This window comes from Seminibacterium arietis (genome assembly GCF_042675725.1).
Classification (GTDB): domain Bacteria; phylum Pseudomonadota; class Gammaproteobacteria; order Enterobacterales; family Pasteurellaceae; genus Seminibacterium; species Seminibacterium arietis.
Genome location: NZ_JBHTJN010000004.1, coordinates 293,010 through 306,977, shown reverse-complemented (window position 1 = coordinate 306,977; position 13,968 = coordinate 293,010). Strand labels below are relative to the sequence as shown.

Sequence of the window (13,968 nt, the reverse complement as noted above, 5' to 3'; positions counted from 1 at the left end):
ATATGACATACCATTTATCCAATCAGCCAACGAGTGCTGAATATTTAAAAGCAGTGTTGAGTTCAAAAGTTTATGATTTGGCTAGAATTACTCCACTTCAAGGAATGCCAAAGTTATCAGAGCGTTTAGAAAATCAAATTTTTGTAAAACGTGAAGATCACCAACCCGTACACAGTTTTAAATTACGTGGAGCATACGCAATGATTTCAGGTTTAACCCAACAGCAAAAAAGTGCTGGAGTTATTGCCGCATCTGCTGGGAATCATGCTCAAGGTGTTGCATTATCGGCAAAAAAACTCGGTTTTAAAGCCTTAATTGTCATGCCGAAAAATACACCCGCTATAAAAGTGGAAGCAGTAAAATCTTTTGGTGGCGAAGTCTTATTGCACGGTATAAATTTTGATGAAGCTAAAGCGAAAGCGATTGAATTAGCAGAAACTAAAAAAATGATTTTTATACCGCCCTTTGATCATCCAGCCGTGATTGCAGGACAAGGCTCATTAGCCATGGAGCTGTTACAGCAAAATACTCATATTGATCGTATTTTTGTGCCTGTAGGTGGAGGTGGCTTGATCGCGGGAATTGCTGTATTGATCAAACAGCTGATTCCAGAAATTAAAGTGATAGGTGTGGAAAGCAAGGATTCGGCTTGTTTGTATGAAGCACTTAAAGCAGGAAAGCCTATTAATTTAGAGCGAGTTGGCTTGTTTGCTGATGGGGTAGCAGTAAAACGTATTGGCGATGAAACATTCAGGTTATGTCAAAAATATGTTGATGATGTAGTACTAGTGAGCAGTGATGAAATCTGTGCGGCAATGAAAGATATGTTTGAAAACGTACGTGCAGTAGCTGAGCCGTCAGGTGCTTTATCTCTTGCTGGGTTAAAAAAATATGTTAAAGAACATAACATCAAAGGTGAAACTTTGATTAATGTATTATCAGGTGCAAATTTGAATTTTCATACTCTGCGTTATGTATCAGAGCGGTGTGAAATTGGCGAGAAGCATGAAGCAATGTTGGCAGTAACTATTCCAGAGGAAAAAGGCAGTTTCTTACGTTTTTGTTATTTGTTAGGTGATCGTGCAGTAACGGAATTTAATTATCGTTATGCAGATCAAAAACAGGCTTGTATTTTCGTCGGTGTTAGAGTGAGCGGTGAATTAGAAAAGATAGATATTATCAAAATGTTGCAACAAAATAGTTATACGGTAATAGATTTATCTGATGATGATGTGGCAAAAACTCACATTCGTTACATGATTGGTGGACGCTCATCTAGTGAAGCCAAAGAGCGGTTATATAGTTTTGAATTTCCTGAACAAAAAGGTGCTTTACTGAAGTTCTTAGAGATGCTCGGTACTCATTGGAATATTTCACTTTTCCATTATCGTGCTCATGGTGCAGACTATGGTAATGTGCTTGCAGGGTTTCAATTAGATGAACATGATGAGCTGCGTTTCAACCAACACTTAGAAGAGTTGGGTTACACTTATCAAGATGTAAGCACAAGCCCAGCCTATCAGTATTTTTTAGGATAAATTAGAAAAATGACCGCATTTTTGCTAGATACTGATAGTAAAAGTGCGGTGTGTTTTATCAAATTTTTAAGCTGAGTTTGTTTTTTAATTGTGCTACTCTATGTGCTAACACATTATTGAAAGAAAAGTCATAGGTTTTATTTTAACGAAGATACTAGTGAAGAATAATCAATAAACGTTGAATTTAACCACATTTTTCTTTATAAGCGATTATTAATAACTTGATAAATTTTAGTAGAGTTATTTTTTATTTTGAGGTTAGTCAATGCAAAACAAAGTAAAATATCAATCTCTAATTCTAATTTCGAACGGTTTAACTAGATTATTGGGTAACATTGTGAAGATTCTTAGTTATCCTTTTCACTTTGTTTTTCCTAAAAAACGGTTCACTATTCCTAAATTTAGCCCTGCAAAATGTCAATCAAAGACGATAAATAAAATTAATAAAACGATTTGGCAAACTAATTATAGTAATAAAGTAACATTGCCAATTTACTGTAATTATTTGTTTAATCGATTAATGTCATTGAGTTATGATTATCGTTATGTGAGTACAGAAGAACGTTTGGAATATATAAAAGCGAATGCGGATGAACGCGTTGTAAAAGCTTATAGCCAGTTAACAGATGGTGCAGCCCAAGCTGATTTTTGGCGAGTTTTTGTTTTATATTCTGAAGGTGGAGTGTATATGGATATTGACGGGCAGTTAGTATGGAGTTTGTCGTCAATTATTCACCCTGATGATACAGAAGTAGTGATCACTCGTCGTGATAAATACACTAATTTCTTTTTAGCTTCAGAGAAAGGTAATCCGTTTTTAAAACGAACGTTAGATATTATTGTAGATAATATTGAAGCAAAACGCATTGACGGCGGTGTTTTTTATTTAACGGGACCTGTGACACTGAATCAAGCTTTGCAAGACCAGCAAGTGAATAGTCGTATTGATAAATTGACATGTTCTCAAGGGACTTTTAGTAATGAATATTTCCAATATATTGATAAAAAATATGGTAAATGGATTCATAAGAAAAATGAAGAATTACTGAAATAAACGAGACGGACAGAAGTAGCACGAAACAATAAATAGGCGTGCTATAGTCAAATACTTGAAGATCCTTTAAAATGAAACTCACAGTGCTTTGAATATAGTGTTAAAATACATTTTTTATTAATATTATTGGGGTATTTCATAATGAACGGGCAAAATGAGAATGAATTAATATCAGAAAATCAGCCAGCACAAAAGGAATTAGATTTAGGTTTCAGTCAGATTGAACCTATTACTCGGAAAAAACCTATTGAATCAACAAATTCTTTTGGGGAAAAAATAAACTCACTTTTGTTTCGTTTTGTCAAAAAAAGTAACAACCAATCCAATCTTGAGAAAACTAAAAAATCAAATCTAGCTGACTCTACTGAAATTGAAAATGAAAAAGAAGATGTGACAGAGCCTGTTATTGCTACTGTGACAGCAGAGAATGAGGCAGCATCGAGTGAAAATTCTTCGTCTGTTCTGAATGGAGAGAAAAAAGAGCCTAAAATCTCAACAACAATGTTGAAAAGCCCTGAGAATTGGGTGATCTTGCAAAAATTACCACCAAAATATCGTCGTGTATTCATTGTGTTATTGCTGATTGTCATCATTTTATTAATTATGTCATGGTTAAAACCTGATACAGAAACTGTACATTATTTTGAGCAAGCTGATCACAGTATTCCAACGCAATTTCAATCTTTGGATGATACTGATTCAACAAAAAATGTGTTAGAGATAACACATAGCCAGAACAATTTACTACTAACAAAGCATATTGAAGATAAAACGGATCTTCCTAATGATAGTTTGGTTGATAATAAAACTGATGAAAATAGTGTTCAACAACAAGCTGTTATCACAGAAAAAGTTGAAACACCAGTACAACAAAGCCCAATAGTTGAAGAAAATACATCAGCTCATAAACAGGTAATAGCACCAGCTCCAATGCCTGCAACTAAAACGGTAACGAACAAATCATTAGAGCAAAAACAAAAAACGGAAGTGAAAGCTACAACATCACAGCATAGTAAAGTGAATAAAGAAGAAAAAGTAACCGCTCCAGTAATAGAAGCTAAGCCTATTCCAAAAAATAAAGAAAAAAGAGAAAAAACTAAAGTAAACAGTAAGGCAAATGTAAAAACGCTCAACATACCACAAGGTAATTCACTAATGCAGGTTTTTCGGAATAATAATTTAAATATTGCGGATGTGAATGCGATGACAAAAGCAAAAAACGCAGGCAATATATTAAGTAGTTTTAAAGCGGGCGATAAAGTGAAAGTTGTAGTGAACTCAGAAGGTCGGGTAACGGAGCTTCATTTGCTTAATGGTAGCCGTTTTATTAGACAAGCTAACGGTAGTTATATATTTAAGAAATAGCATTTGAATGAATCATATTATGTAAAAACTGCGGCAATTAACCGCAGTTTTTATTTATCAATATTTTTTATTTTTATTTCTATTTAAAACCGCTCTTTTTCTCCGCCAAAGTCATTGAGCAGATTTTCTATTAGTTTACTTAGCGTAGCTGTCATTAAAATAAAATCCGCATCGAAACGCTGAGCAATATCTTCTTTTAAAATATCATCATTTTTTTCTTTAATTTCATCAGCAAATTTTAACCGTTTTAAAGAACAATCTTCTTGTAACATAAAACTTAAATTCTCTTCCCATTCCAAACTTAATTTAGTAATTTGCTTATCTGTTTTTAGCATCGAAATGATTTCTTCAGAATTTAAATTTTGCTGTTTACAACGGATAACAGAATTATTATCGTTGCCACGAAGTTCAGCATCATCTAAAGTGATGAGCCATTGAGGAATAGTATCATTACAGATCCAATCACTCATTACTAAGCTTGGATTATTAGCAAACGTTAATGGGACAACGGGCAATGAACCTAGCGTTTTACGCAATAGTCCTAAAGCATCTTCTGCTACTTTATTTGAAGCAGCGTCTACGTAAATTAGGTTATTTGCAGTATCAATCCAAAGTGCAGTCTGTTTTAGTTTGCTAAATGCACGGGGTAATAATGTCGCAATTACATCATCTTTTAACGCTTGTTTTTCTACTTTTTTCAATTGTCGATTTTCTTTTTGTTCAAGCTCTATAATGCGATTTTCTAACTCACGTTTAATCACTTGTGCAGGAAGAATTTTTTCTTCTTTTTTAGCTAATAATAATATTTGTTTATTTACAGAAAAGTGTAACATTTCACTATCACGTAGTGGAGGCGTCCAGCCGAATTTGCTCATGTCTGATTGATGACAAGGCGAAAAAGCACATTGTTGCAATTGTAATTGGAAGTCTTCGTTCATCCAATCTAAAGATTTAGTTAAACGGTAAATCATCAGGTTTTTGAACCACATAGTAGATCCTTTTTTTTATTCAGGTAAAATGATGTTATCTCGTTTATTGTAACCCATTTTGGAGAAAAAAATGCAGCATAAATTAATAGGTTTTATCGGCGGTGGTAATATGGCTAAAGCGATAATCTTTGGGCTATTAAAGAAAGGTTACCCTGCTAATAGAATTATTGTTTCTGATCCAGATCGTGAAAAATTAGCTATTTATGCAGAACAAGGTATTGAAATTACAGAAAATAATAAAAAAGCAGCAGAATGTGCTGAAGTCGTTTTATTAGCAGTGAAGCCACAAATTATAGCTACAGTTTGTGAACAATTAAGTGCGGTTGACTTTTCTAATAAATTGCTAATTTCTATTGTAGCGGCCATTTCCGTTGATAGATTCAGTTTTCTTTTGCCAACAGCAAAAAATATTGTTCGAGTAATGCCAAATACGCCAGCATTAGTCTCTTCAGGTATGGCTGGTTTATTTGCTAAAGCGAATGTGACTGTAGAAATGAAAAATTTTGCTCAAGATTTATTGAATTCTGTAGGTGAAAGTTGTTGGGTTGATGATGAAGAAAAAATGCACGCTGTTACAGCCGGTTCAGGTAGTAGTCCAGCCTATTTCTTTTTATTGATGGAAAGCATGCAGAAAGCGTTATTGGATATGGGGTTAGATTTTGAAACTGCTCGTTTGCTAGTACAGCAATCAGCATTAGGTGCTGCAAAAATGGTAATTGAAAATCCACGAACAGAGATTTCTTTATTACGACAAAATGTGACTTCAAAAGGCGGTACAACGGCGGCAGCATTAGAAGTATTTGATCAAGCACAGCTATCTGAAACTATTAAACAAGCAATGAGTGCTTGCGTTGCTCGTTCACAACAAATGGAAAAATTATTTTAATGAAACTCTCTCCTTTTAATTGGTTAGCGCTCAGTTTTTTGGGTTATTACTGTGCTTACGGTGTTTTTATGCCTTTTCTTCCTGCTTGGTTAAAATCTCAGGCTTATAGTGAAGAAACAATAGGGCTTATTATCGCATCTTCTTATTTGTTTCGTTTTGTAGGTGGATTGCTGTTTTCTTCATTAGTTAAAAAATCTACTTATTTATTAAATGCACTACGATATTTGTCATGGGCTGGTGCTGTTGCAATGTTAGTTGTTAGCGTTGTTGCAGAACATTTTTGGTTACTTTGCATTGCTATTTGGTTATTTTCTATGATTAATGCGGCTGGTATGCCTTTAGGTGACACACTTGCCACTACGTGGCAGCAGCAAATTAATTTAGACTACGGAAAAGTACGTTTGATTGGTTCTCTAGCTTTCGTCGTGGGCGTAGTTGTTTTTGGTAATATTATCGGATTTATTGGTGATTATTCTGTTGTTTGGGTGCTGACAGGATTACTTTTCCTTTATGCCGTTATGCAAATAGGGACCCCTACTACCTTGCCACAAGATCGGCAGGAAAGTGTAGAGCAAGTTAACATTTCTTTTATGCAATTATTAAAAAATAAAACTACTTTAAGATTATTAATTGCAGTTTCTCTTATTCAAGGCTCTCATGCAGCTTATTATTCATATAGCGTACTATATTGGAAAAGTATTGGCATTTCGGTTCAGACGACAAGTTTGCTATGGGGACTAAGTGTTATAGCCGAAATACTGTTGTTTTTCTTTTCTACTAAATTATTTAAATTTTCAAAAGTTAGCACTTTGTTTTATTATTCTGCGATTGCTGCAATAATCCGTTGGACAATATTAAGTTATGTGGAAAGTGTTAGCGTAATAGCAGTTACTCAACTCTTACATTGTTTAACTTATGCGTTAAGTCATTACGCTATTATTCGCTATATCAGTACTCAGCCACAAAATACGATGGCAAAATTACAAGGGCTTTATAGTGGCTTTTCGGCTTGTGCTGCAATTGCATTATTCACTGCATTGGCTGGAGTGCTATATCCAATTTCACCAGCAACAGCATTTATTACAATGAATATTTTTGCTTTTATTGCCATTTTTGTGATCCCTCGTAAAGTAGATGCCTTCTTAATTAGAAAAGTTGAATAAATACGATGAAAGATACCGCACTTATTGATTTATTTTTGAATGAAATTTGGTTACAAAAGCATCTCTCAGCTAATACGATTCAATCTTATCGCTTAGACTTAATCGCACTAGCAAATTGGCTTGAGAGTCAGAATATGAACTTGATAACTCTTGATTCGGTAGATTTGCAACATTTTCTTGGGATTCGTTTAGAGCAAGGCTATAAAGCAACTAGTACAGCACGTTTATTGAGTGCTTTACGGCATCTATTTCAATACTTATACCAAGAAAAATACCGAGTTGATGATCCTAGTGCGGTATTAAGTTCACCTAAATTACCTACTCGTTTACCAAAATATTTAACGGAGCAACAAGTTACGGATTTGCTGAATGCACCGAATATTGATGTTCCGTTAGAACTGAGAGATAAAGCAATGATGGAGCTACTTTATGCGACGGGTTTGCGAGTAACAGAGTTAGTATCGTTGACTCTGGATAGCATAAATTTGCAACAGGGAGTCGTGCGAGTTATTGGTAAAGGTAATAAAGAACGTATTGTACCAATAGGTGAGGAAGCAACATATTGGATTAAGCAATTTGTATCCTATGGACGCAGGGCGTTATTAAATGGACAATCTTCTGATTTTTTGTTTCCAAGTCGCCGTAATAGTAAGATGACAAGGCAAACTTTTTGGCATCGAATAAAATATTATGGAATTTTAGCTGATATTGATAGTGATAAACTTTCCCCTCACGTACTACGCCACGCTTTTGCTACTCATTTAGTTAATCATGGTGCAGATTTACGAGTTGTACAAATGTTACTTGGACATAGCGATCTTTCTACTACTCAAATATACACTCATGTTGCAAAAGAGCGGTTAAAAATTATGCACCAGCGTTATCACCCAAGAGGATAACAAGTAGTTAGTAAAAATTTAAATAACTCACCGCACTTTTGGTCTGTATTTAGAACAAAAGGTTGATAGTCACTAAAACATTATTGATGACGGATCAACCAACAATTATGGATTTGTTTATTCCGTTCAAAATCAAGAGGGATAGTTTTGTGTGAAATTTCCACCGCACTTAATTTTAACTCGGTTAGACTATCAAGATTCATTTTAAAACCACGTTTGTTATTAGAAAATACGATTACGCCATCTGATCGTAAAATCTTTTTCAGAGATGTCATTAAATCAATGTGATCTCGTTGTACATCCCAATTGTCTTTCATCCGTTTAGAATTAGAAAATGTTGGGGGATCAACAAAAATCAAATCAAATTGTTCAGTACATTCCGCAAGCCATTGCAAACAATCCGCTTGGATAAGTTTATGTTGTTTTCCTGTAATATCATTGAGCAATAAATTTTGCTCAACCCAGTTGAGGTAAGTATTTGACATATCTACAGTTGTAGTTGATTTTGCTCCGCCTAAAGCGGCGTGAACAGTCGCTGAACCCGTGTAAGCAAACAAATTTAGAAAATCTTTGTTTGCAGCCATTTCACCAAGCATTTTGCGAGTCAAACGGTGATCTAAAAACAACCCTGTATCCAAATAATCTGTTAAGTTTACCCATAATTTAGCACCGTATTCATTCACATAAAAATAATCACCTTTATTAGCTAGCTTTTCATATTGATTTGTACCCTTTTGTTTTTGACGTACTTTCAAAATCAACTTATCGGTTTTTATACCCGTAACTGATAAAGTAGCATTGACTGCATCAAGTAGGCGTTGACGAGCTTTATTTTCATCAATATTTTTTGGAGCTGCATATTCTTGTATTACAATATGATCGGCGTAGCGATCTACTGCTAAATTATATTCAGGTAAATCGGCATCGTATAAGCGATAAGCATCTAGCCCTTGTTGTGTCGCCCATTTTTCAATTTTCTTTATATTTTTTTGCAAACGGTTAGCAAAATCTATTGCAACTTGTGGACTAGTTGCAATTTCCACCGCACTTTCAGGCAATTCTTCATTTTTGTTATCGTTAGCTTTTAATTTGTCGCTAATGTGATAATTTTTTTGTACACAGTCTAGCGGTCCATTTTTCGCTTTAAACTGACGGTGAGAACGTAAACGAAGACAATCAAGTAACGCCGAATCACTACTAAATATAGATACATTCCAACCCATAAATCGATTTTTCAAGCGGTAGCCAAGTACAGAATAAAGAGCGACTAATTCGGGGGTTGAACCCAGTCTTTCACCGTAAGGAGGATTACAAATTACAGTCCCTAGCGTGTTTACGGGATTATCTAGTGCGGCAACATCAAGAGGTTTGAATTGAATTAAGTGTGCTACACCTGCATTTTTAGCATTACGTTTAGCTTTTTGTATAACATAGCTATCGACATCATAGCCATAAAAGTGCGGTTGGATTTCTACTACAGTTTGTTCTGCTAATTGTATTGCTTCAGTTTTAACTTTTTCCCATGCAATTTGATTATGCCCTTTCCAAAAATCAAATCCCCAACGAAGACGATGCAATTGAGGTGCAATTTTTGCTTCCATTTGGGCAGCCTCAATGAGCAATGTACCTGAACCACACATAGGATCGACCAAAGGTGTGCCTTTTTTCCAGCCTGAACGTAATACGATAGCTGCCGCTAAAGTTTCACGTAGAGGAGCTTTCCCCGTATCTTCACGATAGCCTCGCATGTGTAATGCCTCTCCGCTTAAATCAAGAGAGAGAATAAGATCTTCACGATGTAAATAAGCGTGAATACGTATATCAGGATCTTGTTTATCAACATCAGGACGCGCTTTACCTTGTCGCTCAAAATGATCTACTATGCCATCTTTTACTCGCATTGCTCCAAATTGACTATGACGAATTTCACGATTTGTACCATTAAAATCGACTAAAAAACGAGATTTCTCATCAAAAAATGCGGTCCAATTTTGAGCAGTGACTAAACTATATAAATCTAAATCGCTGTAGATTTTACCGCTTGCAATTGGTAATAAAATACGAGAGGCTAGTCTTGACCATAATAAGGCTCGATATAGCGTTTCATCGTCTCCGTTAAAATGAACGCCGCCTTGCACAACTTTGCATGAGATTGCTCCCAGTTCAGTTAATTCAGTTTTTAATAATTCTTCAAATCCTCTAGAAGTTGTTGCAAAAAGTGTGTTCATAAATAGCTCTCATGATTTTAATGGTAGGCAGATTATAACAGAGAGAAAAAGTGCGGTCGATTTTCTTGAGATCTTTTTATCTGATGTTTAAAATTCAATTCAACTTGGGAGATAAATTTATGAATCACATTGAATTAGAACGTATTTTAAATAGCAAGCTGGAAATAAGTAAAATTGCAGATTATGCACCAAATGGTTTACAAGTAGAAGGAAAACCTGAAATTCACAAAATTATTACAGGCGTGACTGCTTCACAAGCATTAATTGACTATGCAGTAACTCAACAAGCTGATGCAATTTTAGTACATCATGGTTATTTTTGGAAAAGTGAAAATCCGTGTATTCGTGGTATGAAAGGCAAGCGGATTAAAACGTTGCTATCCCATGACATCAATATGTATGGGTATCATTTACCTCTAGATATTCATGCAGAATTAGGTAATAACGCACAGTTAGCGGCGTTGCTTGGAATCGAAAATCTCCAACCGATGGAGCAAAGTACAGTAAGTATTCCTGTGTGGGGCAGGCTTAAAACAGCAATGACAGCCTTAGAATTTTCAAATCGTATTGAGCAAGTGCTACAACGTAAGCCTTTAGTTTGCAGTGAAAATGCACCGCACTTGATTCGCACTATTGGTATTTGTACAGGAGGCGGTCAGGGGTATATTGATTTAGCCGCAAGTCAAGGCTTAGATGCCTTTATTACGGGAGAAGTTTCTGAACAAACTATCCATTCGGCAAGAGAACAAGGTATTCATTTTTTTGCAGCAGGTCATCATGCTACTGAACGTTATGGTATCAAAGCACTAGGTGAGTGGCTGTCAAATGAATATAAGTTAGATGTTGAATTTAAAGATATAAATAACCCCGCTTAAATCACAAAGCGTGAAATTTCAGGTCTGCTTTGTGTAAAAATCGTTTTTAGCTTATACTACGTGCAATTTTTAATAACTAGAATAGGATATGAAAATGGGATTTTTAACAGGTAAACGAATTTTAGTGACAGGTTTAGCAAGTAATCGCTCAATTGCTTACGGTATTGCAAAATCATTTAAAGAACAAGGAGCGGAACTGGCGTTCACTTATTTAAATGACAAATTGAAAGGACGAGTTGAAGAATTTGCTAAAGAATTTGATTCCGATATTGTCTTACCTTTAGATGTTTCAGCTGATGAGAATATCGCACAATGTTTTTCAGCCTTAGCAAAACATTGGGAAAAGTTTGATGGATTTGTCCATGCAATAGCGTTTGCACCAGGAGACCAACTCGATGGTGATTATGTTAATGCCGCAACTCGAGAAGGTTTTCGCATTGCACATGACATCAGTGCTTATAGTTTTGTTGCGATGGCTCAAGCAGCTCGCCCAATGCTAAACCCAAATTCTGCGTTGCTCACGTTAACTTATTTAGGTGCAGAGCGTGCTATTCCAAATTACAACGTGATGTGCTTAGCTAAAGCTTCTCTTGAGGCTGCTACTCGTGTAATGGCTGCCGATTTAGGTAAAGATGGTATTCGTGTGAATGCAATTTCTGCGGGACCTATTCGAACTTTAGCGGCTTCTGGAATTAAAAACTTCAAAAAAATGTTGGCAGCTTTTGAACATACCGCACCGTTACGCCGTACTGTGACAATAGAGGATGTCGGTAATTCTGCTGCATTTTTATGTTCAAATTTAGCCTCAGGTGTAACAGGTGAAGTATTACATGTGGATGCAGGTTTCAGTATTACTGCAATGGGCGAATTAGGTGGCGAATAATTTTATTTTTAATAAGGCAGAGTTGATCTGCCTTTTTGTTTAGTCAATTTATTATTGAGAACTATTTATGTTTCAAAATAACCCGATATTATCTCAATTAAAACAACAAATTAGAGATAGCCAAGTGTGGGTAGAAGGCACTGTTAAAGGTACAGACAAAGCTTATGGCTTTTTAGACAGTGATAAAAAAAGTTACTTCATTCCACCTACAGCGATGAAAAAAGTGATGCACGGCGATAAAATCAAAGCAGTGATCGAAACTGTAGCTGAAGATAGAGAACAAGCCGAACCAAAAGAATTAGTTGAACCAATGCTAAGTCGTTTTGTGGCAAAAGTGCGGTGGAATAAAGACCGAAAATTAACACTTTTAGTAGATCATCCATTGATTAGCCAACCAATTATGGCAAATTTGCATAAGTCAGTTGAGCAAAAATTGAAAGATGGGGATTGGGTAGTAGCGATCCTAAAAACACATCCATTGCGTGATGATCGTTTGTTTTTTGCCCAAGTAATAGAATTTATTTGTTCTGCTGAAGATCAGTTCGCACCTTGGTGGGTAACGCTCGCTCGTCATCAACAATCTCGCTATCCTGTGCAGGGGGCAGAAAGTTATCAGATGTTGGATCAGCAATCTCGTCAAGATCTGACCGCACTTTTTTTTGTGACTATCGACAGTGCCAATACGCAAGATATGGATGATGCCTTATATATCGAGCCAATAAAACAAGATAGCGAACAAACAGGTTGGAAATTAGTCGTCGCAATTGCCGATCCAACCGCTTATATTGCGATAGATTCACAAATTGAAAAAGATGCGGCTCAGCGTTGTTTTACTCATTATTTACCAGGTTTCAACGTGCCGATGTTGCCTCGTGAATTATCTGATGATCTTTGTTCTTTAATGCCAAATGAAAAACGCCCTGCATTGGTATGCTATATTGAAACAGATTTAGCAGGAAATATTATTCATTCCCCTTATTTTGTCTCTGCTTATGTGCAATCGAAAGCGAAACTCACCTATGATGGAGTCTCGGATTATTTAGACAACGTGGAAAATTCATGGCAACCTGAAAATACAGAAATTAAGCAACAAATTGAGAATTTACATCAGTTTGCTTTAGCTCGCATTCAATGGCGAAAAAATAACGCATTATTATTTAAAGAAAAACCTGATTACGCTTTTGAACTCGCAGAAAATGGTAACATCATTAATATTAAAGCTGAACATCGCCGAATTGCACACAAAATAGTGGAAGAAGCAATGGTCATTGCAAATATTTGTGCAGCTGAATATTTAGCTGAAAAAGTAAAATGCGGTATTTTTAGCAAACATTTGGGATTTGATCCGAAACATCTGTCTCTTGCAAATGAATTTTTACTGACTCATATAGCGAATGATCAAAGTCAAGAAGCGTTAGCAGAACGCTATTCAGTAGAAAATTTATCTACTCTAACAGGTTATTGCGATATGCAACGCGATCTTGAACAACAACAAAATAACTATGTTCAGTTACGGTTGCGTCGTTTATTGCAACCTGCTGAATTTAGCAGTGAAATCGCACCGCACTTTGGCATGGGATTAAATGGTTATGCAACTTGGACTTCACCAATTCGCAAGTATTCGGATATGGTCAATCACCGCTTGATCAAAGCAACTATTATAGATCAACAATACGACAAACCTCAGCCAGAAACGTTGAAACGGTTGCAAGAAGCTCGCCGCCAAAATCGCCTTGTAGAACGTGATATTGCAGATTGGTTGTATTGCCGTTATCTTGCAGAAAATATGGCAAAACAACCGCACTTTGAAGCAGAAATTGTGGATATTATGCGAGGTGGATTGAGAGTTCAATTGCTTGAAAATGGAGCATTTGTGTTTATTCCAGCCCCAATGTTGCACAATAATAAAGAGGAAATGCAATATAACGCTGAGCAAATTGCTATGTATATTCAAGGTGAAAAAGTCTATCAATTAGGTGATTTAATTCGCATAAAATTGATTGAAGTACGAGAGAACACCCGCAGTATTGTTGGTGATATTGCAGTTTAGTTTAGAGTAAGCACCTATTAAAAACATCTATTAAAAAG

Annotated in this window: 11 protein-coding genes; 9 read left to right on the top strand and 2 right to left on the bottom strand. The window is 35.8% G+C overall.

Going from position 1 to position 13,968, the window contains the following annotated elements; all coding sequences use genetic code 11:
- Nucleotides 1–2 precede the first annotated feature (2 nt).
- The 3 genes from ilvA to ACFQ02_RS02350 all read left to right on the top strand — a co-directional run bounded on the left by ilvA (nt 3) and on the right by ACFQ02_RS02350 (nt 3,957).
- A complete protein-coding gene (gene ilvA, locus ACFQ02_RS02360; protein WP_380818778.1) occupies nt 3–1,538 on the top strand; it encodes a threonine ammonia-lyase, biosynthetic in 1,536 nt (511 codons plus the stop codon).
- A gap of 265 nt (nt 1,539–1,803) precedes the next feature.
- Nucleotides 1,804–2,592, top strand: a complete 789-nt coding sequence (locus tag ACFQ02_RS02355; RefSeq protein ID WP_380818774.1) for a glycosyltransferase family 32 protein — start codon at nt 1,804–1,806, stop codon at nt 2,590–2,592.
- A 141-nt stretch (nt 2,593–2,733) separates the two neighbouring features.
- Nucleotides 2,734–3,957, top strand: a complete 1,224-nt coding sequence (locus tag ACFQ02_RS02350) for a LysM-like peptidoglycan-binding domain-containing protein (protein ID WP_380818770.1) — start codon at nt 2,734–2,736, stop codon at nt 3,955–3,957.
- Nucleotides 3,958–4,040: 83 nt separating this feature from the next.
- Here ACFQ02_RS02350 and rdgC read toward each other — a convergent pair whose 3' ends face one another.
- Nucleotides 4,041–4,946, bottom strand: coding sequence for a recombination-associated protein RdgC (gene rdgC / locus ACFQ02_RS02345; RefSeq protein ID WP_380818768.1), 906 nt, complete (start codon nt 4,944–4,946; stop codon nt 4,041–4,043).
- Between the two features lie 70 nt (nt 4,947–5,016).
- Here rdgC and proC point away from each other — a divergent pair, with 70 nt between their 5' ends.
- The 3 genes from proC to xerD are packed head-to-tail and all read left to right on the top strand — an operon-like array spanning nt 5,017 to nt 7,894.
- Nucleotides 5,017–5,832, top strand: a complete 816-nt coding sequence (gene proC, locus ACFQ02_RS02340; protein WP_380818765.1) for a pyrroline-5-carboxylate reductase — start codon at nt 5,017–5,019, stop codon at nt 5,830–5,832.
- Nucleotides 5,832–6,995, top strand: a complete 1,164-nt coding sequence (locus ACFQ02_RS02335; protein ID WP_380818762.1) for a 3-phenylpropionate MFS transporter — start codon at nt 5,832–5,834, stop codon at nt 6,993–6,995. The genes proC and ACFQ02_RS02335 overlap by 1 nt, the downstream gene beginning before the upstream one ends.
- A 5-nt stretch (nt 6,996–7,000) precedes the next feature.
- Nucleotides 7,001–7,894, top strand: a complete 894-nt coding sequence (gene xerD, locus ACFQ02_RS02330; protein ID WP_380818760.1) for a site-specific tyrosine recombinase XerD — start codon at nt 7,001–7,003, stop codon at nt 7,892–7,894.
- An 80-nt stretch (nt 7,895–7,974) separates the two neighbouring features.
- Here the strand turns inward: xerD and rlmKL are convergent, their stop codons facing one another.
- Nucleotides 7,975–10,122 carry a bifunctional 23S rRNA (guanine(2069)-N(7))-methyltransferase RlmK/23S rRNA (guanine(2445)-N(2))-methyltransferase RlmL gene (rlmKL, locus tag ACFQ02_RS02325; RefSeq protein ID WP_380818758.1) on the bottom strand — a complete coding sequence of 716 codons (2,148 nt, stop codon included), beginning with the start codon at nt 10,120–10,122 and terminating at the stop codon, nt 7,975–7,977.
- 119 nt (nt 10,123–10,241) lie between these two features.
- On the opposite strand from rlmKL, the gene ACFQ02_RS02320 reads away from it, so the two are divergent.
- The 3 genes from ACFQ02_RS02320 to rnb all read left to right on the top strand — a co-directional run bounded on the left by ACFQ02_RS02320 (nt 10,242) and on the right by rnb (nt 13,930).
- The gene (locus tag ACFQ02_RS02320; protein ID WP_380818755.1) at nt 10,242–10,997 is read left to right on the top strand and encodes a Nif3-like dinuclear metal center hexameric protein; all 756 of its coding nucleotides are present in this window, start codon (nt 10,242–10,244) and stop codon (nt 10,995–10,997) included.
- A 94-nt stretch (nt 10,998–11,091) separates the two neighbouring features.
- Nucleotides 11,092–11,880 carry an enoyl-ACP reductase FabI gene (locus tag ACFQ02_RS02315; protein WP_380818753.1) on the top strand — a complete coding sequence of 263 codons (789 nt, stop codon included), beginning with the start codon at nt 11,092–11,094 and terminating at the stop codon, nt 11,878–11,880.
- A gap of 67 nt (nt 11,881–11,947) precedes the next feature.
- Complete coding sequence (gene rnb / locus ACFQ02_RS02310; protein ID WP_380818751.1) at nt 11,948–13,930, top strand: exoribonuclease II; 1,983 nt, start codon at nt 11,948–11,950, stop codon at nt 13,928–13,930.
- Nucleotides 13,931–13,968 lie beyond the last annotated feature (38 nt).

Excerpts from the sequence above, each read along its gene's own strand:
- ilvA (WP_380818778.1), top strand. The coding sequence starts at position 3 with ATGACATACCATTTATCCAATCAGCCAACGAGTGCTGAATATTTAAAA.
- ACFQ02_RS02320 (WP_380818755.1), top strand. The coding sequence starts at position 10,242 with ATGAATCACATTGAATTAGAACGTATTTTAAATAGCAAGCTGGAAATA.
- ACFQ02_RS02350 (WP_380818770.1), top strand. The coding sequence starts at position 2,734 with ATGAACGGGCAAAATGAGAATGAATTAATATCAGAAAATCAGCCAGCA.
- ACFQ02_RS02315 (WP_380818753.1), top strand. The coding sequence starts at position 11,092 with ATGGGATTTTTAACAGGTAAACGAATTTTAGTGACAGGTTTAGCAAGT.
- rlmKL (WP_380818758.1), bottom strand. The coding sequence starts at position 10,122 with ATGAACACACTTTTTGCAACAACTTCTAGAGGATTTGAAGAATTATTA.
- ACFQ02_RS02355 (WP_380818774.1), top strand. The coding sequence starts at position 1,804 with ATGCAAAACAAAGTAAAATATCAATCTCTAATTCTAATTTCGAACGGT.
- rnb (WP_380818751.1), top strand. The coding sequence starts at position 11,948 with ATGTTTCAAAATAACCCGATATTATCTCAATTAAAACAACAAATTAGA.
- xerD (WP_380818760.1), top strand. The coding sequence starts at position 7,001 with ATGAAAGATACCGCACTTATTGATTTATTTTTGAATGAAATTTGGTTA.
- ACFQ02_RS02335 (WP_380818762.1), top strand. The coding sequence starts at position 5,832 with ATGAAACTCTCTCCTTTTAATTGGTTAGCGCTCAGTTTTTTGGGTTAT.
- proC (WP_380818765.1), top strand. The coding sequence starts at position 5,017 with ATGCAGCATAAATTAATAGGTTTTATCGGCGGTGGTAATATGGCTAAA.
- rdgC (WP_380818768.1), bottom strand. The coding sequence starts at position 4,946 with ATGTGGTTCAAAAACCTGATGATTTACCGTTTAACTAAATCTTTAGAT.